Here is a 23,681-nt window from a genome sequence, read left to right on the forward strand (position 1 = left end):
TAGCAAAAATAATACATATTCATAATAAATCTATGAATAATATGTTAATTTATTATTATTTTTGACATATTTTCATTTAAAATATTATTTTCTATACAAAAATAAAATAAATTAATAATTTTACATACATGATAATTAATTAAATTAATTTTTAATGTAAATTATTTATTTTGAGTAAATTACATTCGTCTATGGATGGCGTTATTATCATTTCTGCCAAAAACGCACTGGATAATAAAATTGAAGGCTTGAAGGTGGGGGCTCATGATTATCTTACCAAACCTTTACATCTTTAAGAATCAAATAAGAAAGCCCAACTATTAAAAATTTCTAAAATTCTTTGAATATTATATTTTCCTTAGTTTTCCTGAAAACAATAATCCTGCGGCAACAATAATGACCGCCCCGGCTCCCATATAGGTTATCATTTTTGGAGAAACAGAAATCTGTTTTTTGCCATCTATTCCCGTATTTCCTTTGGAAGGTTCCAGTACATTTCCGCTTCCTTTCTCATCTTTATTGGCTTTCTTCATCACCGCGCGCATTCCCGCAGAAGAAATATACCTGATGAGCCCCGGAAATATTTCATACATATTTTTAAATACAACAGCAGACCAGTCCGGATATATAGCTTCCTGGGGATTCTTAGCTGCCTTTACAATGGAATCTGCAAGCTTACGCGGATCAAATGAAGGAGGAGGGGTACTCAGTTTTATTCCTGAATAATTGGCAGCATGATCTATTCCCGATGACTTCTGAAATCCCGGATATAAGGCACAGATATGAATATTGGGATAGTCTGACACTTCCCCCTGAAGGGTCTCCACCATACCGCGAACTCCGAATTTTGAAGCAGTATATGCTGTTCCATATGGAGCAGGCATCCATCCTCCGATTGAGATATTATTCAGTAAAACACCTCTTTTCTGGCGTTTAAAAACCGGAAGTACAGCATGTGCCGAATGCATATATCCCAACAAATTTGTTTTTACAATCTGATCCGTTACTTCCACAGGGATCTCCTCAAATTTACCGAAAGCCAAAACACCTGCATTATTCACCCAGTAATCAATCTTACCGCTAAATTCAAGAGCCTGATCTACCAGATGCTGCACTTCTTCAGCTATGGAAGTATCAGTGGGTACAGCAATAACCGTGGCTCCTAACTTCCTACATATTTCTGCTGTCTTGTTAAGGGCCTCTTCACCCCTTGCAGCTAAAACAAGATCTGCTCCCTGCTGAGCAAATGCCTCTGCAGCAGCCTTACCAACTCCGCTGGAGACCCCTGTAATAACAACCGTTTCACCAAAAAATGGAGGTTTTCTAGAATTTTTCATAATGATAGATTTAATTGTGATTTGAAATATACTTTATAAACTGTCCTGCTATCCGTTTCCTGTATTTCTTTTAGGAAAAAGTATAAGTCTGATAGACGGATTATTGGTAATAAATAAACGGAACCAGTCTAAGGCCAGCTGTATTTTACTTCTGAACCCTACAAGAGGGATGATATGGATAAAAAGCCAGGTAAGCCATGCTAAAAATCCGTTGAAAGAATTCTTCGGAAGATCCACTACAGCGTTATATTTTGAGATGATAGCCATACTGCCTTTATCATTGTAATAAAAAGGTTCAAGAACTTTACCATCTTCTATCCGTTTAAAATTAGCTGCCAGATTTTTCCCCTGCTGGATGGCTACCTGTGCAAGCTGAGGATGTCCTTTTGGAAATTTTTCTTCGGAAAGCATAAGACAAATATCGCCTATAGCATATATATTTTCTGTTTGTTCTACTTTATTGTAGGCATCTACCAGCAGGCGTCTGCCTTTTCCTACACTGGCTTCAGGCAGTCCGTCAATTTCCCGGCCTATCACCCCGGATGTCCAGATAAGGGTTTCCGTTGCAATGGATTTTCCGTCACTTAAAATAACCTGGGAATCTACATAATCTTTTACAGAAACGTTCAGAAGAATCTTCACGCCCAGTTCTGTCAGCTTTTCATAAGCTGTTTTTTGAGCCAGCTGGCTCATAGGAGAAAGAAGGGTAGGTAAAGCGTCAATCAGATAGATACTGGAAAGACTTATCTTGATTTCAGGGTATTCTTTTTGAGCAATATACCGGCCCATTTCTGCCAGCATTCCAGCGAGCTCTACCCCGGTAGGGCCTCCTCCTGCAATAACAATATTCTGCAGCTTTTCAGCCTGTTTTATATCCTTATTTCGGGCAGCCTCTTCCAGTGTCAGCAATATATGATTCCTAAGGTACAGCGCCTCTTCAATACTTTTCATCGGCAGTGCACATTTCTGTACATTTTCCATTCCGAAAAAATTAGATTCTGTTCCCAATGCCAGTACCAGATAATCATAGCTGAGATTTCCTGTTTCCGTTTCTATTGTTTTATTTTCAGGGTCTACTTTAATCAGGCTTCCCATGTGAAATTTTACATGCTTATTCTCTGAAAATAATTTTCTGAATGGGTAGCTGATATTGGATGCTTCTATAAATGAAGTAGCTACCTGATAGATCAATGGCGGAAAAAAATGATAATTATTCTTGTCTACCAGTGTAATTCTGAATCTTTTGTCATTTTTAAGAGATTTGATAAGATTGATGCCGGCAAATCCTCCTCCGACGATTAGAATATGCTTTTTCATAGTAAATGATATTGAAATGATGTTCTTTATTTCATTCAATAACAGGACCAAAGGAGCTTAGATAACAAACATTTAACATATAAAAAAAACAAAATCAACTTGATTTTTATCTTCTTCTTAAGGTCTGCACGATGTTTGTTGGTTATATAGCCAACACCCCAAAATATTGTAATATGAAAACAAATATTTTAACCGGAAAACACCGTCTGGGCTTAGGCGGGGTTGCTATAGGTACAGCTTTTGAAAATATCACGGATGAACAAGCTTACGAAATACTTCAGACTGCATGGAACACCGGGATCAGATATTATGATACTTCTCCATGGTATGGGCTCACCAAGAGCGAAAGACGGTTTGGAAGCTTCCTTAAGGATAAAGAAAGAAGTGATTTTATATTTTCAACAAAAGTGGGAAGGCTTTTTAATGAAGTTCCGGAATCGGAAGTTCCCCCAACCATGTGGAAGAATCCCCTGAACTATGATTTCAGACATGATTATACAGCTGATGCTATAAAAAGGTCTATTGCAGACAGTTTACAAAGAACAGGACTCAATCACATTGATATTGTTTATGTTCATGATTTGTCTGAAGACCAGGTAGGGGACCGTTATCCCTATTTTTTGGAACAGGCAAGAAAAGGAGCCTTTAAAGTTCTTTCTGAACTCCGGGACCAGGGAGTCATCAAAGCCTGGGGAATGGGGGTCAATACAATTGAACCTATCTTAGACTGTCTGGAATCTGCAGATCCCGATGTCTGCCTTTCCGCAACACAATATTCGATTTTAGAACATGAAGATGCGGTGGACAGACTTCTTCCTGCTGTTAGAAAATCCGGGGTAAAACTGGTTTCAGGAGCCGGCTATAACTCCGGTTATATTGCAGGAAGAAAACGGTATAATTATAAGGATCTGATTCCAAAAGGGATGAATGAAAAACGGGACCGAATGGAAGCTATAGCATCACAATACAATATAAGTCTTATAGATGCTGCCCTTCACTTTGTACTTGCTTCTGATGAATTTTCATCTATTATTCCCGGAGCCAGCAAACCTGAACAGGTAAAAGATAATGTGGAAGCGCTGCACACCCATATTCCTTTTGATTTCTGGCAAGAGCTAAAAAATGAAGGCTTAATTTATGAAAATGCACAGACTCCCGAACATGGATAAGGTTGGGCAGGACTTTATGCCGTTATGGTCATCCTGTGATTTTCATTAGCTCCTATATTATTAAACAAAGCACCACTCAATATAAATGGCGCTTTGTTTTTGTTATAAATTCTCCTGATAAAAAGGGATCAGTCAATTCAGAGCTATTTTCACAGGTGCTCGGGATTGGTTTTTAATAAAAAATCATCTATACTACCTTGGCATTACGCACGAACTTTGCCAGTAATGCAGGGAAAAACCTTTTCAGATAAACACCCAATACTTCTTTGCCTCCAATAGCTTTCTGATTTTTCTTTTTTTCTATAGCAGAGAGCATTTTTCTGGCAAAAATATCAGCAGGCATTCCTTTCTCAGTAGCATCATCCATGGTTCCCTGCAGGGAGCCGTCACCGGTAACCGCGTGAATGGAAATATTGGTTTGTATAAATCCGGGACAGATGATGGTAACAAGTATTTTTTGAGCATATAACTCTGCACGCAGGGCATCAAAAAAGCCATGAAGAGCATGTTTGGCAGCAGCATAGCCACTTCGCATCGGAGCTCCGAATACTCCCATGAGACTGGAAACTACAGCAATCTGGCCTCCACCGTTTTTAATCATATAAGGAACAACCGCTTTGGTAAGGGCAACGGTTCCTAGATAGTCAACTTCCATTAAGTGTTTATCAATCTCGATATCAGTTTCCATGGCCAATGAGCGCTGAGACAGCCCGGCATTGTTAATGAGAATATCAATCTTTCCAAATTTTTCTATTGCTTTTCCTGCAATATCAGGCATATCTTTATAATTGGCCAGATCCAGAGGAAGCACTGCATATCTGGAGTGGGGAAGTCCTGCATTTTCTGCTACAGCATATAATTGTTCCTCCTTCCTGGAAGAAAGAATAATCTTTGCATTCGTATTCTTGGTAAGCTCCTTAGTCAATGCTTCTCCAATTCCTGATGATGCTCCCGTGATCCAAATAACCTTATTGTCAAAATAAGTACTCATAATTAGTTCTGTATTCAAATGATTTTATTGTAATCCGGCGATATATTTCCCGGCTTTCATTCCCGAAAAAATACATCCCCCAAGGAATGTCCCCTCCAAAGCACGATAACCGTGCATTCCACCTCCGCCAAAACCTGCTACTTCTCCGGCAGCATAAAGTCCTTCAATAATGCTTTCATCCTGTCTTAAAACCTGTCCGTTAAGATTCGTTTTAATGCCACCCAATGTTTTACGGGTAAGAATATGAAGACGTACCGCAATTAAAGGTCCATTTTCAGGAGACAATATTTTATGTGGGGCTGCCACACGGCCAAGCTTATCACCCAGATAGTTACGGGTATTGCGAATATAATTGACCTGTGTATCTTTTGAAAATTTATTATCAAGCTCTCTGTCCCGGGCTTCAATCTGTGCTTTTATTTTTTCATACTTTAAAAGATGATTTCCGGCCAGCTGATTCATTTTAGAAACCAGGTCTTCCAGATTATCTGATACAATAAAGTCTTTTCCGTGTTCTTTGAATGCTTCAACAGGTCCAGGTGCCTTTTTGCCAAAAATTCTGCTCAAAAAGAGAGAGTAGTCTTTATTGGTAATATCCGGATTCTGTTCCGAGCCGGAAAGCGCAAATTCTTTCTTTATAATTTTTTGAGTGAGAATAAACCATGAATAAGAAAACCCTGTATCCTGGATATATTTTAAAGTTCCCAATGTATCAAATCCGGGCAGGAAAGGAGCGGGAAGGCGCTTTCCCTGTGCATCAAACCACAATGAGGAAGGTCCGGGTAATATTCTTATTCCGTGATTTGGCCAGATGGGATTCCAGTTTTGTATTCCTTCTGTATAATGCCACATTCTATCCTTATTGATAACATCAGCTCCTATATTTTCTGCAATACCAATCATTTTTCCGTCTACATAAGCAGGAACTCCGCACACCATATTCTCCGGAGCAGCCCCCAATCTTTCGGGCCAGTTCTTTCTTACCAGCTCATGATTGGCTCCAATACCTCCCGAAGCAATAATAATATGAGGAGAAGTATATTCAAATTGTGAGATGATATTTCTATTGGTGGCAATTCCTCTTTCCTGAGTATCGTTTTCCAGCATGTCACCTTTAAGTCCTTTTATTTTTCCATTTTCCAGGATCAATTCAGTGACTCTGTGTCTGAATTTCATTTGTAACAAACCTTTTTCTTTCGCCTGATATGCTTTTTCTACAAAAGGCTTTATTACCCCTGTGCCTGTTCCCCAACTGACATGGAAACGGGGTACAGAATTTCCGTGTCCTGCAGCAGATCCGTCACCACGCTCAGCCCAACCGATCATAAACATCAATTTGATTCCCAACCTGGAAATATATTTATATTTTTCACCTGCCGCAAATTTCAGATAGGCTTCTGCCCACTGACGGGGCCAATAATCTTCTTTACGGTCAAAACCTGCTGTCCCTTTCCAATCCTGTAAAGCCAGCTCATAAGAATCTTTAATTCCCATTCTGCGCTGTTGGGGGGAATTGATCAGGAAAAGGCCTCCAAAAGACCAGAATGCCTGTCCTCCTATATTCTCTTCAGTTTCCTGGTCCAATAAAAGGACTTTTTTTCCTGCATTGGTTATTTCCATAGCGGCAGTTAATCCCGCTAATCCGGTTCCTACAATAATAGCATCAGGCTGGAATGTCTCTGTCATTTTACTGGGGTATTTTTATTGAACAATACTTTATATAAATGTATAAAATATTACTCTTAGACTGATAAAATTATTTCAAGAGATGATTTTCAATTTTCGAATGTTTAATTTTTCAAGAAGGGGATTTTATAATTCCTATTAGCGGGAAAAAATAATTGAATTTTCTAAAGTTCCGAAAACCTCACCATATATAAGTTATTCATTTATATAACTTTGTTTAAAGAAAAACAAACGAAACACTTCAATAATCTAAAAAAAAATAATATGAATGAACACGACCATATAATCAGAAGACAACCAAAGCACATATATCCTAAAAAAAGGATTTTGTGCTTAGTTTCTAATGCCACCCATCTTCATGGTATTAGCGTCGGTTTTTTTGCAGAAGAAATGACACGTCCTTTTTTTGATTTTATACAGGCTGGTTATGATGTCGATCTATGTTCGCCAAAAGGAGGGGAAGTGAAATTTGATGCCCACTCGGATCCTGAAAATCCGGACGGCGCTTACCCTAATGACTTGATTAGCATTGGTTTTCGTCATCATCCTGTTTTTGGAAAATTATTACAAAATTCAAAAGCTATAGAGGAAATAGATATTAATAATTATGATGCCGTTTGTGTTGCGGGAGGAGGAGCACCCTTACTCACCTTTAAAGATGATAAAAAACTACACAAACTTATTGCAGACTTTTATGAGGCAGGAAAAATTACCTGTCTTATCTGCCATGGAACTTCTTTACTGTTGTGGACCACACTCAGTAACGGAAAACTTTTGGCAGATGGTAAAACATGGACAGGATTTGCAGACAGTGAAGAGGATATTATCAATACAATGTTCGGAATGACTGTCAATGATTATACGATTGAAACAGAAGCCAGAAAAAACCCAAATACCAAATTTGAAGTTGCCGGGCCTCTGGAACCATTTGCAGTGAGAGATGGAAGATTAATTACTGCACAACAGCAGCACAGCAGTTTTCTTGCATCACAATTGGTCATTGAAGCTTTATCAGAATAGCCTGTTTACTATAATAAAAAACACACAATACATATGAACAAATACCAAAACATTTTTGATACCCAAAAAGAATTTTTCTTCAGTGATCAGAGTAAAACATACGAATGGCGTATGGATCAGCTTAACAGGATGGAAAAATTTCTTACAGACAACCAGGACGTTTTTTGCAAAGCCCTGGAGCAGGACTTCGGTAAACCTCCTTTTGAGCAATTGTTTGAAATTACGGTACCATTGGGCGTGATAAAATATTACAAGGAAAACCTTAAACAATTGATGACACCTCAGAAGACTGAAATCCCTAAAGGTCTTGAAGAAACCGGAAACAGTGGAATTATTTATAAAGAACCTTATGGAGTAACATTAGTCATTGGTCCATTCAATGCACCGGTATTGTTATTGCTCGATCCCGCCATTGCAGCATTGGCAGCAGGGAATACAGTCATTTTAAAGCCAGCCAACACAACTCCTACTGTAGCCCAGCTATTTGCTGAGCTTATCCCTAAATATTTTGAGCCGGAAGCTGTAACAGCAGTGACAGGTGGCAGAGAAGAAATCACAGAATTATTACAATTACCTTTTGACTTTATTTTCTTTACAGGAAGTTCCAATGTTGCAAAAGTAGTAATGCGCGCTGCTGCAGAAAATCTGACTCCTATTATTTTAGAATTGGGAGGGCAAAATCCTACCGTCGTTGATGAAACAGCCAATTTGGACATCGCAGTAGACAGAATTGCATGGGGACATAATGCGATTTCGGGACAATGGTGTATTGCCCCGGGATATGTATATGTACACGAAAGTATTGCTGAAGAATTTATTGAAAAACTAAAGGCTTCCATCCGCAAAATGTACGGAGAGGATCCTCAGCAAAGCCCCGATTTCGCAAGAATGATCAGTGAACATGACACAGAACGTGTTGCGTCCTATATCATTCCCGAAAAGGTAGTTATTGGGGGACGTTTCAATGTGGCTCAGCGGTATGTAGAACCCACTGTCCTTTATCCGAGTACCTGGGAAGATCCTGCATTGCAACAGGAAGTTTTCGGACCTGTTTTGCCTGTAATGGTGTATTCAGATTTAAAAGAGATTGCCAATATTATTAAACGTAAGCCTAAATCATTGGCAGCCTATATTTTTAGTAAAAACCAGGATAATATTGATTATTTCCTTAATTCGGTTTCCTTTGGAGGTGGCTGCATCAATCAAACAAACTTACACTGCTGGATAGACAGTTTACCTTTCGGGGGCGTAGGATATTCAGGAATGGGCAAATATTATGGTAAAGCAGGATTTGATGCTTTAAGCAATACTAAAGCTATGCTTGTTGGAAATCCAGATCTTGAACTTGATGTTTTTCCTCCTTATGCAGGAAAAGATATTGCTAAAAACTTAAGTGTATTCAGCTGATTCATAATAGAATTTCACAATTATTTCAAGCCCGATCCGAATGCAGGATGGGGCTTCTTTATCTTTGTGAATAATACTAGTAAATACCAGGTATTTGCTGTCTCAAAAGATGGTAATCCCTGGTTCGAGTTCAGATGAAATCACTTTAAAAATCAAGAACTTTTTTTATTTTTTGACTACAACAATACAACAACTTTTTCAAGAGATATTTTATCACTTCACTTGGTTTATAGGAAGGAGGAGCAGAACAGTATATCTTGGCAATACAAATGTTAAGAATTGATATAAAATATTAAAATGAAGATTTCTATAAATAAATATTTTTTCTTCATTTGCAGCTTTATTTTTACATAAAACAAAATTTTTGGTGAAATTTCTATCACCTGGTTTCAAAATTTAGTTTTCTCTTTTAAGATCTAATCATAGTTTCTAAAATAAAATAATATTTTTTTTTGAAATTAACTAATCCCTTTCTATACAAGAATGGGATTTGTTGTATTAAATCCCATTCTATAGATTTTTTAATTTTATCTATTACCTTTCGATAAAATAAATGTAACAGAAATGAAAAAAACATTATCAATTCTTGGTCTGGCTATCTGTGGATCATTATTTTCTCAAAATATTGCGTTTGACAAGCTGTATGGTAACTCGGATCCTGCTAATTATTATTTAGGTCATTATCCTGTGTCGGGTTCTGATGGCTTGGATTGATTTCAATATTGGTAATTTTGATTTCAGTATTTCACCAATTATTGTTATTGGCATAGGATGAGGATTTGGGGGCAGTATTAGCGTTACTTTCCATGCAGGAAAATAGAATATTGATGCAAGTAGAATTCTAAATTAATGATAATGAATTATAAACATTTAAAAATATAAAAAATGAAACAAATTTTTCTTTTATCTATGATGTGTTTGACATCATTTACTTTTGCACAAAAAAAAGAATATGATCAGAAAATTATTGGGTGCTATAAAGGCTCTGAGCAAAATCAACAAGTTGATGGAACATCAAAATACTGGGTTTCCTGCCGTCTTGATAAAGGAAAAAGTGTTCTTCTATTTGTAGCTATAGATAAAGATGGTAAAGTGACCCAGACAACGGAGAATGGAAATTGGTGGACAAATAACGGGAAATATTATGAACTACATAATTATGACAATGTAACGGATATTTATAACTATCAGATTCTTGAAAATGGAGATGTAAAGTTCAAATCTATTGAGCTTATGGGAAAAGAAGACAGTACTTATGAATTTACGGATTCTAAAATAGAAGAAGATTAATCCCTTACGCTGGCGCGAACATCTTACTCGTGCCTATTTCCTTACTTGGATACAAGCAGACGCTTGCGCCAGCTTGGGAATATGATTGATCATCAAGCAGTATATTCAGCAGGGGGTTGTATTTAAAAATACCCAAAACACTTTTAACCATATCCAAACATAACTTGTAAAAATAAGAATCTATGAAAACCATAACTTATTTGTTTTGGAGTTTGTATAAGTATTTCATGAGGACTTGGAAGTGAGACTGGATTAGTTATTTGGTTTCCTATACTATTATTAATTCTTCTAATTATTAAGTCATTTGCGGAAAAATAGTAGATAGCATGAATCAGACCAAGAGTCTGGAATTTTGAAAGATGACCTAAATACTAATTATATGAGAAACAAAATATTTATAGTAATTACTTTTTTTATAATATTTTCTTGTAATATATCGGATACTTATGAGAAATTACCTTTTGGAGGGTATGAAATTGATTTTGAAGGAGGTAGTCAAAACAGGCTCCAAAATCTCAAAAATATGACATTTCCATTTTTAATAAATTAAATGAAGGGGAAAAGCAGTATGTCCTATTTTATCTGAAAAAAGGAGCTAAATTAAAAAACATAAATTCTATAGTAGTTTTAAAAGAACTAGATTATTCTGACAATTAATACTCCGGATTGAGTGAGAATCTTTTTACTGGTGTTAAAGCTGGTCAAGTCAGAAACTGGGCCAGTTTTTATGGCAAGAATGCTGTTTGGTTTGGAGGTGCAAGGGTAGGAGTAGGAAATCAACTCATCTATAATGGAACTCATAAATAATATTGAAGATGGATATACAGGAGAAAACAATAATGTTTTTTAAAAAATGTGGTATTTATAATGATAGATTAAAAAATAAAACAATTATTAATGATGTAAATGAAGATTTTATGGATTTAGAATCGTTATTTGAATCTTTTTTTAAAGAATTTAATATCAAGAATAGTATGCTTTTGATGTTACTAGATATTTTCATCAAATACCCTTTTTTAATAAAATTTTAATTGCATTTGGATTTAAAATTAAAACAGAAAATAAACCACCACTAACAATAAGCCATATGATAGAAGTAGCGAAGCGAAAAGAATGGTTTGACCCGGAATAAAATTATTTCCTGTTTCCATAAGGTGACAAAGCTTTGGAAGTGCTTTTATCAGGATTTTTAGAAAACCTACGTAAAAGCTGTATTCCGGATAGATTCCTCTTTCCACTGTCAACTTCTTATTTATCTTTGTAAAAAATAGAAAAGCTATGAAGTATTTGTTTGTTATGGTTTGTTTTGTCTGCTCGATGCTGAGCCAGGCACAGCAAAAACAAGATCCATGGAAAGATAGTCAGCTGATGGACCCTGCATTGTTGGCTTCCAGAATTGTAAAGAATAAGACAAAGGATATCGTAATTATTTCTGTAGGTCCGGAAGCCATTATTAAAGGTTCTGTAGACATAGGTCCCACGCATGAACCTGAGAATCTGGAGAAATTGAGAAACTATCTTAAGGATATTCCTAAAAACAAAGAAATTGTAATCTACTGTGGATGCTGTCCTTTTGTAAGATGTCCTAATATCCGTCCGGCATTTAATCTGCTGATGGAAATGGGCTTTAAAAATGCAAAGCTTCTGAACCTTCCGAAAAATATTAAAACAGATTGGTTAGATAAAGATTATCCTACAAATGATTAAGATGAAGATGTATTATACCGTATTATTTTGTGTCATTTTCTCTGGATTGATGATGGCTCAAAACCGCAATATTGAAATAGGCAAGAAAGCTCCGGAAATTACCCTGACTAAGGCAGACGGAAGTACATTTATCCTTTCTTCATTAAAAGGTAAAATGGTATTGATTGATTTTTGGGCAACCTGGTGTGCCCCCTGTGTAGAAGAGCAGCCGGAACTGAAAACCCTGTATACTACCTATGCAGGTCAGGAGGATAGCCACAAATTTGAAATTCTTGGCGTTTCTTTAGATAAAAATAAAGAAAGCTGGCAGAAAGCGATAGACCGGTTTGCTATTAACTGGATTCAGGTCAGTGATTTAAAGTTCTGGAAAAGTCCGGTAGCAAAATTGTATGAAGTAGATGAACTTCCTTTCAATATCATCATAGACGGAGAGGGTATGATCATCGCTAAAAACCTTCATGGTAAAGATTTGGAAGACTTTTTAAAGAAAAATTTAAATTAGAATTAGTATAAAAACAGCGGTAATTGATTTACTGCTGTTTTTGTATAGATAAGGTGGAAAATACTTTCATCTATTTTTAAAAGCTGTTGATATACAGTTGAGAATACATTTTCTTAGAGCTTCCTACTTTAGTTCTATGAAAAAAAGCATCTTCCTCCGTTTTGCACTCTCCGTGATTTTGTTAATGCATAGCCTGATTTCTATTTTCAGTGGCGATGTCAATAATTTTGGAATCCATTATCTGGATGCCATAGGGTTCAGTCCTGTAGGGCTTTATGTTGCCTGGACTGTTAAACTGATCCATCTATTTTCAGTCCCTTTAATCTGGGTTGACCGGTATACTAAACCGGTGGCAATCTGCAATATCCTGATTTTTGTTTTTGGAATTTATTATGTTCACTGGCAGAACGGCTGGTTTGTTGTGGGGGGCGGCACCAATGGTGTTGAATTTAATTTCCTGTTGATTTTTTCCTTTCTCAATCTAATGTTCCCAGAAATCCGTTTTAAAAAGACATCGTGATTATTGTTTATCAACCTATACAGCATAAAAAAACAAGTCGTTTATAGATGAGTACCATACTTTGGTAGACTTTATATTTTTATATTTGACTGAACAATATTACTTTGTACATTTAAATTATCATAATTTTGAAACCTATCGGAAAATCTAAGCTCCGTATTCATTTGCTCTTTTGGATACTTTATTATATCCTGGAAGTTTATCTTGATTTTTATTGGTCAAAATATCAGTTCCCGGATTTCAAATGGCAAATAAGACTTCAGAATACTTTTATGCTGGAGCTGGGTTATCTTATGATTAAAATCCCGCTTGCCTATTCCTTGTTATATGTATATGAAAAGATGCATATCAAAAGCATTTTTAAATATACTCTTTATATTGCTATTGTGATAATAGCCGTGTTGGGACATCGGTTTTTCACCCATTATGTAATGTACCCTTATATCTATGGGCTTGAAGAAACACAGGACGGCAAAGAGCTTTCAGGATATATTAACGGACTGGTAGCCTTCAATTCTTTTATGGATCTTATTTTTATGGTTGGGCTGGTTTTTGGAGTGGAAATCACCAGACAGAAAAACGTGTTGAAAGACCAGATTTCCCAATTGAAATCCGAAAAACTGGATCAGGAACTTACGATGCTGAAGGCGCAGATCAATCCGCACTTTCTTTTTAATACCCTCAATAATATTTATGGGATGGCTCTTAAAAAAGCGGATGAAACACCGGATGTTATCCTGCAGCTTTCTAAAATAATGAGATATAATATTTATGAAGCCGCGGAGAAAAATATCTCTATAAAAAAAGATATTGAAAACATCCAGGATTTTATCCAGATCCAAAAAATAAGACATCGCCATCTTAGCATTCATTTTAATGAAAATATCGATAATCCGTCACAGGAAATATCTCCGCTTATACTGATCCAGTTTGTTGAAAATGCTTTTAAGCATGGGGTGTCCGAAAGCTTGGGAAAGGCTTTTATTCATATTGATATTCAATTGAAAAATAGAGTTCTTGTTTATTGTATTGAAAATTCAAAAGAAGACAGATCTCATGAACATTCTACCAAACTGGGACTGAAAAATATCCGCAGACAGCTGGAGTTGCTTTATCCTAAGCATATACTTTCTGTTGAAGATAAAACTGACCGATATATTGTACAATTAACCATTGATTTCAATGATACACTCCACCACTAAAAAATACAGCTGCATTATTGTAGAAGACGAGCCCATAGCGGCAGAAATTCTGGAAAATTTTGTTTCCCGGGATGAAGAGCTGAATCTTGTGGGGAAATGTGCCGATGCCGTTTATGCCAGTAACCTTTTGAGTATTCATAATGTGGATCTGATGTTTTTGGACCTTCATCTTCCTGTAGTAAAAGGTTTTGACTTTCTAAGAAAATTAAAGAATCCTCCTTTTGTCATTGTAACCACTGCTTATCATCAATACGCTGTGGAAGGCTATGAACTGGATATTGCAGATTATCTGATGAAGCCTATCCCTTATGACCGTTTCGTTACAGCCGTTGAAAAATTCAAGCATTTGATGCAGGCCGAAGATGCTTTGCTGGAAGTGGCTGAGCGTGATTATATTTTTATCAGCAGTGGAAAAAAACAGATTAAAATTATACTGCAGGATATCTTTTACATCGAAAGTTTAAGAGAATACATCAATATTCATACAAAGACAGAAACCTTCACTTTTAAAATGCCGATCAGTAAGATTGAAGAAAGCCTGAACCCAAAAATGTTTCTCCGCATCCATAAATCTTATATTATTTCCCTTTCAAAAGTGGAAATAAAATCTGCTAACATCATTCAGGTTAACGGAAAAAAGCTTCCGGTTGGAAGGACTTATAAACCACTCGCAGGATTTTAAAGGCCCTATTTATTTTTAGTAGACGTTAATGAGCTGTTGATATATAGATTTGATTATAATTTTCACTAATTATTGAATTTTGAATAACAATCATGTTATAAAAATTAATAATTATGAAATACAGGTTAAAGCTTTTCAGTGTAGGTGTTGCTTTTTTTATCGGAAGTGAAACCTATTTCAGCCAGGGTAAGCAAGATACCCTCAAAGCACAGAACATAGAAGGGATTGTAGTTACGGCCTTAGGAATAAAAAGAGAGAAAAAATCTCTGGGCTATTCCACACAGGAGCTAAAAGGGGAAGAGATCAACAAAAATCCAACGACCAATTTTCTGAATAATCTTTCCGGAAAAGTAGCCGGTCTAGAGATCAGACAGTCTACCAATTTCGGGGGATCCATAGATGCTGTTTCCAGGGGATACAAATCTATTCTGGGAGATAACCAGGCTCTTTTTGTAGTAGATGGCGTTCCGATTATCAATAGAAATATCAATTCTACAGGGCAGCAAAATGGGGGCGGAGGCTATGATTATGGAAGCCCTGTATCAGATATCAATCCCAATGATATTGAGACATTAAATGTACTAAAAGGAGCTGCCGCAACCGCTTTATACGGATCAAGAGCTCAAAATGGCGCTATTATTATCACTACAAAAAAAGGAAAGAAAAATACGCAGGGAATTGGATTGGAATATAGCGGAAGTATTTCTGTTTCCACTGTTGATAAATCTACCTTTCCTGAATATCAGACGCAATATGGACAGGGCTATTTCGGGAATATTTTTGCGAACTATCAAAATAGCCCCATGGCCATCTTTTGGCATGATGCTTCTTATGGAGCGCCTTATGATCCTAATCTGATGGTATGGCAATATGATGCTTTTATTCCCGAATCACAGAATTTCGGAAAAAAAACGCCTTGGGTCATGGCTAAAAACGGGCCTATTACTTTTTTTGATAAAGCAATTAATCAAACCAATAATATTACTTTGAGCGGTGGAAATGACAGAGCAACATTCAGGTTAAGTTATTCCAATACCAATGCAACGGATATCATGCCGAACTCTTCTTTAATGAAGAATAACTTTGGTGGGAATGCCTCCTATAAGATTACAGATAACCTTACCGCTACTATTTTTGCCAATTATATTACACAAAATACAAAAGGAAGGAATTCTACAGGATATACCGATAATATTATGGGTAATTTCCGACAGTGGTGGCCCACGAATGTAGACATTCAGTACCAGAAATATCTTTTTGATACTTTTGATAAAAACTATACCTGGAATATTAAGTCTCCCGTTAATCTGTCGCCGGCTTATTGGGATAATCCCTATTTCACAAGATATAAAAATTACCAGAATGATAAAAGAGAACGGTTTGCAGGAAATTTCAGCCTGAGCTACGACCTGTCAAAAAATATCAATATACTGGGAAGAGTAGGGATCGACGGATATAGTATGATTACTGAGGAAAGGAGGGCCGTGGGTTCTATTCCTGCATTTTTCAGCTTTAATACGATTGAGCAGCCTTCAGGATATGCCGTGACGAATCTCCGTTTTACAGAAACCAATTATGATCTGATAGCCACTTACAAAAAGAATATTACTGAAGATCTGAGTATTCAGGGATTACTGGGGGGAAATATCAATGTTCAGACCAATTACTCCAATGCACAGACTACATCGGGAGGATTGTACATTCCGGATCTCTATACCATTTCCAATTCAGTGGCTACTCCTGCAAAACCTATTATTACAGATAATTCTAAATATATTTATGGGGCTTTTATCCAGGCATCTTTAGGATATAAAAACACCTATTATCTGGAAGGAACATTCAGAAGAGATCAGTCTACGGCTTTACCTAAAGGAAAAGGAGCTTACTATTATCCTTCTGTTTCGGCAAGTATAGTGTTTTCTAATCTCCTGAAACAAGACTGGCTAAGCTTCGGAAAACTAAGAGGAGCCTATGCGGAAGTGGGTTCGGATACTAATGCAGATCAATTGAGGAACAGATATCTTGCTCAGGCTTCTTTTGGAAATAATCCCGTTTATTCTTATAATACCACGTTAAGAAATGCAGATCTTCTTCCCCAAAAACTTAAAAATATTGAGATAGGAACCAATATGCAGTTCTTTAAAAACAGAATAGGATTTGATTTGGCATGGTTCAGAAATAAGGCATTTGATCAAATACTGCCACTTCCTATTTCCCTGGCAACAGGAAGTGGTGCTAAAATTCAGAACACAGGAGAACTGACGACAAAAGGGTTTGAAGTTTCCTTAAATATTACGCCATTAAAGTTCAATAATTTCACCTGGGATATGATGTTGAACTGGTCTAACCCTAAGACCAAAGTTACCGCGTTAAGAGAAGGTATTGAAAATATCACCATCGGTACGCTGCAGGGAGGCATTAGCATTAATGCACCTCTTAACGGAGAATATGGAAGCATCTGGGGCTCAGATTTCGTTTATGATCCCAATGGTAATAAAATTATAGGAACCAACGGAGCTTATCTTCATACAGATGACAGCAATCATAATTTAGGAAGCTTTCAGTCGGATTTTATCGCAGGACTGAATAATTCTTTTACATATAAAAATTTCAACCTTAGCTTCCAGATCGATTGGAAAAAAGGAGGTAAAATATTTTCTCTGGATCAGTATTATGGATATGGCACAGGTCTTTATCCTGATTCTGTAGGCCTGAATGACCTGGGAAATCCTGTCAGAAACACTTTGGCAAATGGGGGTGGACTTATTCTGCCGGGGGTAATGCAGGATCCTAATAATCCGGGACATTATATTCCCAATACAATACGTCTTGACCGTTCTATCTCCAGCCAGAATTTAGAAACAGATCCTCCTGTGGCCGCATTTGTGTATGATGCCAGTTTTATAAAGCTTCGCCAGGTATCCGTTTCTTACACCTTCAATAATACATTCTTAAAAAATGCAGGAATTCAAGGTCTTACGCTTGGACTCACGGGAAGTAACCTTTGGATCATCCATAAAAACCTTCCTTATGCCGATCCGGAATCGGGGCTTTCTTCAGGAAGTATACAGGGGTATCAGTCGGGGGTAATGCCTTCCACAAGGAACTTCTCATTTAATCTGAAAGTAAATTTTTAAAATCTATTACAATGAAAAACACTATTATACTTATATCCTTTCTGACCGTATTGTTGACAGGCTGTACATCAGATGATGTTAATAATGATCCTAATGTAGCTTACAATATGTCTCCGGAACCTCTAATTACCTATGCAGAAAAGGAGCTCAGCGATTATATGAATACGCCCAGTGTCAATGAAAATAACTTCAGGCTTACCATGCAGTATTGGCAGGAAGCTACCTATGTAAGCGAAAGCAACTACAATTTTACGGCAAGAAACGTTTCTAATAACATTTGGGGAGATAATTATGTGAATGTTCTCAATAATCTAAACAAAGCAAAAGAGCTTGTAGAACAGTATCAGCCGGCTGCTTCAGAGGTAAACTCCTGGCCTGCGAAAAAGCAGAACCAATTGGCTATTATTGATATCCTTTCGGTCTATACCTTTCAGACTTTGACTGATATATTTGGGGATATCCCTTACAGCCAAGCTCTTAACAATGAAAAATTTCCGCTTCCTGCCTATGATGATGATGCACAGATCTATGAAAAGCTTATCATCCGTTTAAAAACAGATATCAATAACCTGCAGGAAGGAGAAGGAACGTTTGGAGCTGGCGATATTCTTTATGGCGGAGATATAGGAAAGTGGAAAAAGTTTGGAAATTCCCTTCTTTTAAAACTGGGAATTGCTGTTTATGACATTAATCCGACGCTTGCCCAATCCAGCATTAATGTTGCAATCTCCGGTGGAGTTATCATGGATGAATCACAAAATGCTATTTTCAGATATCAGGCTGAAACACCAAACTTCAATCCTTTATTTGAAAACCTGGCGAACAGTGGAAGAGACGATTTCTTTGGCGGAAAACCTTTTGTCGATTTTCTAATCACAACTTCTGATTCGAGAATAACAAAATATTTTCAGGATGTAGATGGCGTTTACATCGGGCAGGAAATTGGTTTGCCGGGAGTTTTTTCAGATTTTTCAGCTCCGGGGATCTTTGCATATATTCCTGTAACACCCGGCACTCTGATCACCTATACTGAAGTAGCTTTTTACAGGGCTGAAGCAGCAGCCCGATTTGGAATCGGCGGCAGCCCGGAGGCCCTTTACAACACCGCTGTTCAGGCTTCATTCCAAGAATGGGGGCTTCCTTCTCAGGATGCCCAGAATTATCTCTCAGACCATCCTTACAATGCTTCCAACTGGAAAAAATCTATTGGAGAGCAGGCATGGGTTGCTATGTACAATCATCCGGTAGTTTCCTGGAATTTTTACCGCAGATTAGATTATCCTGCTTTACAGGCTCCCCCAACAGCTATTGCCAATGCCGAAGGAAAAGTTCCGGTAAGATTACAGTACCCAACTTTAGAAGCAACTACCAATGGTACTAATTATGCCAAAGCTGCTGCTGCAATAGGCGGAGATAAACTGACTACAAAAGTTTTCTGGGATATCCATTAAATAGAGTTTCTTATTTTTTTCATATCATTTATTTTGTAAATCTTTTGAAGCCTGTATTTCTTTATACAGGCTTTTTACTATCCTTTGGTAGATCACAAGTCTTTATTGGTAGCTTAATTTTCTTTATCACCGGCTATTTATTCAAATTTGATTCAGAAAAAAATGAATGATCATATAAATGTATAAAAAGCTTTTTAAACTTTTTCACTAAACTACAAATCAAAGATTCGACGCAGTCAAAAGACACAAAAGTTTTTATTTTTTAGACACTTCAGTACACTTTAGAAAGTTTGAAGGAATACCGCATAATTAAGTTCACATAAGATGAAAATCTTTGATTTTCAACAAAACTTTAGTGTATTTTTTATACACGAAGTATATAACTTAAATAGCTTAAGTGTTTAGAAATATTTTGTGACTTTTGTGGTCAAGTTTAAACAGACTTATAATGTGGTTGATTTATTATTCAAATATTGAATAATGTTTTGGCTTAATGATTAGTAATAATCTTAAGCCAATTTTATTTTCAGACCTATTTTTTATTAAAATACTTTGAGACCAACGATTCCGACCACAATGAGTAAGGCAGACAATAATCTGAAAATATGGGCAGAATCCTGAAAAAACAGAACACCCACTAATAAAGTTCCTACCGCACCAATTCCTGTCCATACTGCATAGGCTGTCCCCATAGGAATACTTTTCTGTGCATACCAGAGAAATCCGCCACTGACAGCCATACAGGCAATTGAAAATAGGATCCAACTCCATTTATTACTACCCGGCTGTTGAGATAATTTAAGTCCCAGTGGCCATCCGATTTCAAAAATTCCTGCAATAACTAATGCGATCCAATTCATACTTTTTATTTTAAGATTATTTAGGATTGAAATTCATCTATCCTGATGAACATGATTAAGCTTACAATTGATTTCTTATTATCTATCATCAGGTACTCATCTATGTTACGGCAGTAAAATTAGTACAACCTGTTTGCTTTCAGTCAGATGAATGATGTAACACTGCAAAAATCACAGGTAGAATGTAATATACTCACAATGAAACGTTATGTATTTTAAAATAAACTGTAAGTTAAATAGGGTATCTTTAAGCAGTAAAAACAGATAGAACAGATGTATTCTATCCTAATATGCTCCATTTCAACTATGCTAACAGATATAATTGCTACCAACCTCGATGTCATTTTTTGTGGGATCAATCCAGGGTTGAAATCAGCGGATGACGGCCATCATTTTTCAGGAAGAAGCAACCGGTTTTGGAAAGTGCTCCACCAGTCCGGTTTTACACCTTATGAGGTTCAGGCGGTCAATGATACTTCTATTCTGGATTTCGGATATGGCCTTACTACTGCTGTTGCAAGGGCTACTTCCCGTGCTGATGAACTTTCAAAAGAAGAATTTGACGAATCTCTTGAAGCTTTTAAAGTGAAAATGACAAAATTCCAGCCCAGATATGTTGCATTTCTGGGTAAGGCAGCATACCAAGCTTTTTCTAAAAAGAAAGAAATTCTTTGGGGACATCAGTCTGAAGATTTTTGTGGTGCAAAGGTTTGGGTTCTGCCAAATACCAGTGGTTTGAACCGTGGATTTTCTCTTGACGATCTTGTTGCATCTTACCATGAATTTTATGTGGCTATTCAGGAGTAGTCAGGAATACATAGACCTATATTTTGTTGGGCTTGCTTACATATTTATTATTTTTCACAAAAAAACGCCAGGGTAAAAGTGCATCTTCCTGTGCATAAGCAACTCCTATGCGAGGGCCGGCTATTATTTCATCAGGCTTGTACAGAATACCATGATCTTCAATCCAGATCTCATCTCCGGTCAGATCTTTTTTATTAAAAGACTGATTAATTCCTAATGCTTTTGCTGCAGATCCGGGGCCAGAGGAAATAGCAGCTTTGGAGAACGGCATATTTCGTCTGTACTCCATAATTTCTTTCCCTATCAATGGTTCCACAGCTCTGATCAGTACGGCATGAGGATCATCTTCTACAGAAGTTACCACATTGAAAAGATGATGAATTCCGTAGCACAAATACACATAAGAAATACCACCATGGCTGTACAACGGCTCAGTGCGGTTAGTACGCCTGCCTCCATAAGCATGGGAAGCTTTATCCTGTACCCCAAAGTAAGCTTCTGTTTCTACAATAATTCCGGCCGTAATATCATCACCAATTGCTGTAAAAAGAACTTTTCCTAAAAGGTTCTGAGCCAGGAAAAGGACATCTTGATTGGAATAATAGGAGAGTGGTAATTTCAAACCGATGATTTTATGAGTTGACAGATCAAAATTAATGATAAAAAACAAATTTCATAGACTTAAGCAGATTGTTACTACATTTGGAAATTAGTTATCTTCATTTTTCACACCAAAAATAAAATATGATGAAGCCCTTTAATCTGATCCTGTTTCTATTTACTTTTTGTTTGGCGGCACTGTCATTCAATATTCCTTATCAGCAATCGTATAAAAAAATGATTGTTGGAAAATGGCAACCGGTACTTTCAACAAGTGAAGGAATTGAAGCCAATGGAAACAAAACAGTAAAAAATTACAGACTAAGCAGCAAAGATCTCATGGAGTTTAATGCTGACGGATCTATTACTGATAGCGGGCAGCTTTATTTTTCATATGAATTAGATCCTGATGAAAAAATCTTATCCTTATTCGAAGGAGGCAATCATGAACGAAAATTTGAAATCCAGCAGCTGGATAAAACAACAATGAAGATTGTCATGAAAGATACTGACAAGTACAAAGGAGAACCCTTTCATATTATCTGGACCATTGTATTTAAAAGAAAATAAATTTATTGATTGGTCCGGAATTTTTACGGTAAATTAGAAAAGCTTTCCAGTTTACCTTCCAAAAGCAGCACTTCTCCATTATCATACTGATCTCTTCTATCCAGTAAGTATCCTAAATAGATTATAATTGAATCTATCTGCCTTCTGGAAATAAAAACATTTTCTTTTTGAATTTCGTCTTCTATTTCTTCGACATAGTCAATTTCATCTTCATCAGCTCTATCTTGTATTTCTTTTTCGTATTTGATTGCTGACAGTATTAATTTTTTTTCTTCAGTAGTAAATTCTAACATGGTTTTTTACTTTTTAATGAATATCATTTTGTATCACTATAAAAAATAGGTTTCAATGATTTTTAATCCTCGGAGAAGTTCTTTTTTTATTTAGGCAGAGTAATACGTCTCATATTTAAACTGTTAAAGATAAATATTTTCTTTTCCCTAGCCATTCGCATCAAGACTTCATTTCTGTCTTCAATGGACATATTGAGAATATGATCAAAAGCTCCAAAGGTAACGCCGTTATTACCTCCGTCTTTTTCATGCTGTACTCTAACAATCTCCAGTATCTGCTTCTCTATCTCTTCCTGATTTTCCATGGAGTAAAGATACAAAGTTTGTAACTGTTCCTGAAAGTGAAAATCCAAAATTTTTATAATTCTCTTTAATCATCATATAGAGTTGGATGCATTAAAAGCTGGTAGCAATGATGTTTTTAACCGTATTTTAAGTGAGCTCTAATTGTATTCTAATGCATTAAAGCTATTCTGTTGCATTATTAGTTTTAATTTTGCAGAATGAAAAAGAAATATTTTGCGGCTGTATGTAAAGCTTTTTACTTATTATTTTTAATGGTTGGCAGTAATTTGTTTAAATCACAAATGAAGGGAAGCTCCGAGATAAAAATAGCATATGGACTTGGTACGACCACTGATTTTGTTAATGCTTTCAGCTCTATTTTTACATTGGGTTATGGTCCTTATGAGAAAAGGAATTCCGGCGCCTTTATTCTTGGATATAACTATGCAATACAAGATAAATGGGTGATTGGAACAGACTTTTTATATCAGCAAATAACGAGAGAATACCCTGATCATGTATTACAAAAATCACACAATTATACTGTTGCGGTAAAAAGCGACTATAACTATATCTCAAATCCAAAATTTCGCATGTATTCCGGAGTGGGGCTAGGACTCACGATGGAAAAGAGCAGGAACCCTTCGGAAAGTATTTCACATGTTAATTTTCACCTCACGGGATTAGGAATTAGATTAGGAGGCAGGCTTGGCGTAAATGCTGAAGTAGGTTTTGGATATAAAGGAATAGGCAATGTAGGATTTGCTTACAGTTTATAATTAACAAGATCATATTCATTATCCCTATTTAAAAGAAAAATACCAGATGAATTGATATCTGGTATTTTT

The 23,681-nt window shown here is 36.4% G+C and carries 26 protein-coding genes; 17 read left to right on the forward strand and 9 right to left on the reverse strand.

The features are described from left to right. Positions 1-170: 170 nt before the first annotated feature. Positions 171-296, forward strand: coding sequence for a hypothetical protein (locus tag MP477_RS00615; protein WP_373567392.1), 126 nt, complete (start codon positions 171-173; stop codon positions 294-296). Between the two features lie 51 nt (positions 297-347). On the opposite strand, the gene MP477_RS00620 is transcribed toward MP477_RS00615, so the two are convergent. Then, on the reverse strand, positions 348-1,337 hold the full coding sequence (locus MP477_RS00620; protein WP_257188752.1) for an SDR family oxidoreductase: 990 nt from the start codon (positions 1,335-1,337) through the stop codon (positions 348-350). 48 nt (positions 1,338-1,385) lie between these two features. Then, on the reverse strand, positions 1,386-2,654 hold the full coding sequence (locus MP477_RS00625; protein WP_230039221.1) for an NAD(P)/FAD-dependent oxidoreductase: 1,269 nt from the start codon (positions 2,652-2,654) through the stop codon (positions 1,386-1,388). 173 nt (positions 2,655-2,827) lie between these two features. Between MP477_RS00625 and MP477_RS00630 the strand changes: the two genes are divergently transcribed. Further along, positions 2,828-3,823: an aldo/keto reductase gene (locus MP477_RS00630; protein ID WP_257188753.1), complete on the forward strand. Its 996-nt coding sequence runs from the start codon at positions 2,828-2,830 to the stop codon at positions 3,821-3,823. Positions 3,824-4,010: 187 nt separating this feature from the next. Here the strand turns inward: MP477_RS00630 and MP477_RS00635 are convergent, their stop codons facing one another. Together MP477_RS00635 and MP477_RS00640 are read right to left on the reverse strand one after the other, a co-directional pair. Further along, positions 4,011-4,814, reverse strand: coding sequence for an SDR family oxidoreductase (locus MP477_RS00635; protein ID WP_257189047.1), 804 nt, complete (start codon positions 4,812-4,814; stop codon positions 4,011-4,013). Positions 4,815-4,838: 24 nt separating this feature from the next. Further along, positions 4,839-6,500 carry an FAD-binding dehydrogenase gene (locus MP477_RS00640; protein ID WP_257188754.1) on the reverse strand — a complete coding sequence of 554 codons (1,662 nt, stop codon included), beginning with the start codon at positions 6,498-6,500 and terminating at the stop codon, positions 4,839-4,841. Positions 6,501-6,764: 264 nt separating this feature from the next. Here MP477_RS00640 and MP477_RS00645 point away from each other — a divergent pair, with 264 nt between their 5' ends. The 5 genes from MP477_RS00645 to MP477_RS00665 all read left to right on the forward strand — a co-directional run bounded on the left by MP477_RS00645 (position 6,765) and on the right by MP477_RS00665 (position 11,024). Beyond that, positions 6,765-7,520, forward strand: a complete 756-nt coding sequence (locus MP477_RS00645) for a type 1 glutamine amidotransferase domain-containing protein (protein ID WP_257188755.1) — start codon at positions 6,765-6,767, stop codon at positions 7,518-7,520. Positions 7,521-7,553: 33 nt separating this feature from the next. Further along, entirely contained in the window at positions 7,554-8,927 is a 1,374-nt protein-coding gene (locus MP477_RS00650; protein ID WP_257188756.1) for an aldehyde dehydrogenase family protein, read from the forward strand. A 564-nt stretch (positions 8,928-9,491) separates the two neighbouring features. Then, positions 9,492-9,641, forward strand: a complete 150-nt coding sequence (locus MP477_RS00655) for a hypothetical protein (protein ID WP_257188757.1) — start codon at positions 9,492-9,494, stop codon at positions 9,639-9,641. A gap of 171 nt (positions 9,642-9,812) precedes the next feature. Next, entirely contained in the window at positions 9,813-10,217 is a 405-nt protein-coding gene (locus tag MP477_RS00660; RefSeq protein ID WP_257188758.1) for a hypothetical protein, read from the forward strand. Between the two features lie 666 nt (positions 10,218-10,883). After that, positions 10,884-11,024 carry a hypothetical protein gene (locus MP477_RS00665; RefSeq protein ID WP_257188759.1) on the forward strand — a complete coding sequence of 47 codons (141 nt, stop codon included), beginning with the start codon at positions 10,884-10,886 and terminating at the stop codon, positions 11,022-11,024. 242 nt (positions 11,025-11,266) lie between these two features. On the opposite strand, the gene MP477_RS00670 is transcribed toward MP477_RS00665, so the two are convergent. After that, positions 11,267-11,455, reverse strand: a complete 189-nt coding sequence (locus MP477_RS00670) for a hypothetical protein (RefSeq protein WP_257188760.1) — start codon at positions 11,453-11,455, stop codon at positions 11,267-11,269. A 40-nt stretch (positions 11,456-11,495) separates the two neighbouring features. On the opposite strand from MP477_RS00670, the gene MP477_RS00675 reads away from it, so the two are divergent. The 7 genes from MP477_RS00675 (at position 11,496) to MP477_RS00705 (ending at position 19,418) form a co-directional block, all read left to right on the forward strand. Next, the gene (locus MP477_RS00675; RefSeq protein ID WP_257188761.1) at positions 11,496-11,924 is read left to right on the forward strand and encodes a rhodanese-like domain-containing protein; all 429 of its coding nucleotides are present in this window, start codon (positions 11,496-11,498) and stop codon (positions 11,922-11,924) included. 1 nt (position 11,925) lies between these two features. After that, on the forward strand, positions 11,926-12,426 hold the full coding sequence (locus MP477_RS00680; RefSeq protein WP_257188762.1) for a TlpA disulfide reductase family protein: 501 nt from the start codon (positions 11,926-11,928) through the stop codon (positions 12,424-12,426). Between the two features lie 136 nt (positions 12,427-12,562). Beyond that, positions 12,563-12,946: a DoxX family protein gene (locus tag MP477_RS00685; RefSeq protein ID WP_257188763.1), complete on the forward strand. Its 384-nt coding sequence runs from the start codon at positions 12,563-12,565 to the stop codon at positions 12,944-12,946. A 128-nt stretch (positions 12,947-13,074) separates the two neighbouring features. Continuing rightward, complete coding sequence (locus MP477_RS00690) at positions 13,075-14,148, forward strand: sensor histidine kinase (protein WP_257188764.1); 1,074 nt, start codon at positions 13,075-13,077, stop codon at positions 14,146-14,148. Then, complete coding sequence (locus MP477_RS00695) at positions 14,129-14,830, forward strand: LytTR family DNA-binding domain-containing protein (protein ID WP_230039177.1); 702 nt, start codon at positions 14,129-14,131, stop codon at positions 14,828-14,830. Before MP477_RS00690 ends, MP477_RS00695 begins: the two co-directional genes overlap by 20 nt. Before the next feature lie 113 nt (positions 14,831-14,943). Then, positions 14,944-17,967 carry a SusC/RagA family TonB-linked outer membrane protein gene (locus MP477_RS00700; RefSeq protein WP_257188765.1) on the forward strand — a complete coding sequence of 1,008 codons (3,024 nt, stop codon included), beginning with the start codon at positions 14,944-14,946 and terminating at the stop codon, positions 17,965-17,967. Between the two features lie 11 nt (positions 17,968-17,978). Continuing rightward, on the forward strand, positions 17,979-19,418 hold the full coding sequence (locus MP477_RS00705) for a SusD/RagB family nutrient-binding outer membrane lipoprotein (RefSeq protein WP_257188766.1): 1,440 nt from the start codon (positions 17,979-17,981) through the stop codon (positions 19,416-19,418). Between the two features lie 542 nt (positions 19,419-19,960). On the opposite strand, the gene MP477_RS00710 is transcribed toward MP477_RS00705, so the two are convergent. Beyond that, positions 19,961-20,278 carry a multidrug efflux SMR transporter gene (locus MP477_RS00710; protein ID WP_257188767.1) on the reverse strand — a complete coding sequence of 106 codons (318 nt, stop codon included), beginning with the start codon at positions 20,276-20,278 and terminating at the stop codon, positions 19,961-19,963. Between the two features lie 306 nt (positions 20,279-20,584). Here MP477_RS00710 and mug point away from each other — a divergent pair, with 306 nt between their 5' ends. Further along, positions 20,585-21,085 (forward strand): G/U mismatch-specific DNA glycosylase, encoded by a 501-nt coding sequence (gene mug / locus MP477_RS00715; protein ID WP_257188768.1) that lies wholly within the window; start codon positions 20,585-20,587, stop codon positions 21,083-21,085. A 16-nt stretch (positions 21,086-21,101) separates the two neighbouring features. Here mug and MP477_RS00720 read toward each other — a convergent pair whose 3' ends face one another. Then, the gene (locus MP477_RS00720; RefSeq protein ID WP_230039161.1) at positions 21,102-21,707 is read right to left on the reverse strand and encodes a DNA-3-methyladenine glycosylase; all 606 of its coding nucleotides are present in this window, start codon (positions 21,705-21,707) and stop codon (positions 21,102-21,104) included. A 122-nt stretch (positions 21,708-21,829) separates the two neighbouring features. Here MP477_RS00720 and MP477_RS00725 point away from each other — a divergent pair, with 122 nt between their 5' ends. Further along, a complete protein-coding gene (locus tag MP477_RS00725; RefSeq protein WP_230039159.1) occupies positions 21,830-22,255 on the forward strand; it encodes a hypothetical protein in 426 nt (141 codons plus the stop codon). A gap of 23 nt (positions 22,256-22,278) precedes the next feature. Here the strand turns inward: MP477_RS00725 and MP477_RS00730 are convergent, their stop codons facing one another. Both MP477_RS00730 and MP477_RS00735 read right to left on the reverse strand, forming a co-directional pair. Continuing rightward, a complete protein-coding gene (locus MP477_RS00730; RefSeq protein WP_230039157.1) occupies positions 22,279-22,548 on the reverse strand; it encodes a hypothetical protein in 270 nt (89 codons plus the stop codon). Positions 22,549-22,634: 86 nt separating this feature from the next. Continuing rightward, positions 22,635-22,901 carry a hypothetical protein gene (locus tag MP477_RS00735; RefSeq protein WP_257188769.1) on the reverse strand — a complete coding sequence of 89 codons (267 nt, stop codon included), beginning with the start codon at positions 22,899-22,901 and terminating at the stop codon, positions 22,635-22,637. A gap of 150 nt (positions 22,902-23,051) precedes the next feature. Here MP477_RS00735 and MP477_RS00740 point away from each other — a divergent pair, with 150 nt between their 5' ends. Beyond that, entirely contained in the window at positions 23,052-23,612 is a 561-nt protein-coding gene (locus MP477_RS00740; RefSeq protein ID WP_257188770.1) for a hypothetical protein, read from the forward strand. The last annotated feature ends 69 nt before the right edge of the window (positions 23,613-23,681 follow it).

Source organism: Chryseobacterium sp. WG23, assembly GCF_024586575.1.
In the GTDB taxonomy this organism is placed as follows: Bacteria; Bacteroidota; Bacteroidia; order Flavobacteriales; family Weeksellaceae; genus Chryseobacterium.

What these genes read in the sequence shown, in the direction of transcription:
- MP477_RS00620 (WP_257188752.1), bottom strand. Translation starts at nt 1,337, where the DNA reads ATGAAAAATTCTAGAAAACCTCCATTTTTTGGTGAAACGGTTGTTATT.
- MP477_RS00625 (WP_230039221.1), bottom strand. Translation starts at nt 2,654, where the DNA reads ATGAAAAAGCATATTCTAATCGTCGGAGGAGGATTTGCCGGCATCAAT.
- MP477_RS00630 (WP_257188753.1), top strand. Translation starts at nt 2,828, where the DNA reads ATGAAAACAAATATTTTAACCGGAAAACACCGTCTGGGCTTAGGCGGG.
- MP477_RS00635 (WP_257189047.1), bottom strand. Translation starts at nt 4,814, where the DNA reads ATGAGTACTTATTTTGACAATAAGGTTATTTGGATCACGGGAGCATCA.
- MP477_RS00640 (WP_257188754.1), bottom strand. Translation starts at nt 6,500, where the DNA reads ATGACAGAGACATTCCAGCCTGATGCTATTATTGTAGGAACCGGATTA.
- MP477_RS00645 (WP_257188755.1), top strand. Translation starts at nt 6,765, where the DNA reads ATGAATGAACACGACCATATAATCAGAAGACAACCAAAGCACATATAT.
- MP477_RS00650 (WP_257188756.1), top strand. Translation starts at nt 7,554, where the DNA reads ATGAACAAATACCAAAACATTTTTGATACCCAAAAAGAATTTTTCTTC.
- MP477_RS00655 (WP_257188757.1), top strand. Translation starts at nt 9,492, where the DNA reads ATGAAAAAAACATTATCAATTCTTGGTCTGGCTATCTGTGGATCATTA.
- MP477_RS00660 (WP_257188758.1), top strand. Translation starts at nt 9,813, where the DNA reads ATGAAACAAATTTTTCTTTTATCTATGATGTGTTTGACATCATTTACT.
- MP477_RS00675 (WP_257188761.1), top strand. Translation starts at nt 11,496, where the DNA reads ATGAAGTATTTGTTTGTTATGGTTTGTTTTGTCTGCTCGATGCTGAGC.
- MP477_RS00680 (WP_257188762.1), top strand. Translation starts at nt 11,926, where the DNA reads ATGAAGATGTATTATACCGTATTATTTTGTGTCATTTTCTCTGGATTG.
- MP477_RS00685 (WP_257188763.1), top strand. Translation starts at nt 12,563, where the DNA reads ATGAAAAAAAGCATCTTCCTCCGTTTTGCACTCTCCGTGATTTTGTTA.
- MP477_RS00695 (WP_230039177.1), top strand. Translation starts at nt 14,129, where the DNA reads ATGATACACTCCACCACTAAAAAATACAGCTGCATTATTGTAGAAGAC.
- MP477_RS00700 (WP_257188765.1), top strand. Translation starts at nt 14,944, where the DNA reads ATGAAATACAGGTTAAAGCTTTTCAGTGTAGGTGTTGCTTTTTTTATC.
- MP477_RS00705 (WP_257188766.1), top strand. Translation starts at nt 17,979, where the DNA reads ATGAAAAACACTATTATACTTATATCCTTTCTGACCGTATTGTTGACA.
- MP477_RS00710 (WP_257188767.1), bottom strand. Translation starts at nt 20,278, where the DNA reads ATGAATTGGATCGCATTAGTTATTGCAGGAATTTTTGAAATCGGATGG.
- mug (WP_257188768.1), top strand. Translation starts at nt 20,585, where the DNA reads ATGCTAACAGATATAATTGCTACCAACCTCGATGTCATTTTTTGTGGG.
- MP477_RS00725 (WP_230039159.1), top strand. Translation starts at nt 21,830, where the DNA reads ATGATGAAGCCCTTTAATCTGATCCTGTTTCTATTTACTTTTTGTTTG.
- MP477_RS00730 (WP_230039157.1), bottom strand. Translation starts at nt 22,548, where the DNA reads ATGTTAGAATTTACTACTGAAGAAAAAAAATTAATACTGTCAGCAATC.
- MP477_RS00740 (WP_257188770.1), top strand. Translation starts at nt 23,052, where the DNA reads ATGAAAAAGAAATATTTTGCGGCTGTATGTAAAGCTTTTTACTTATTA.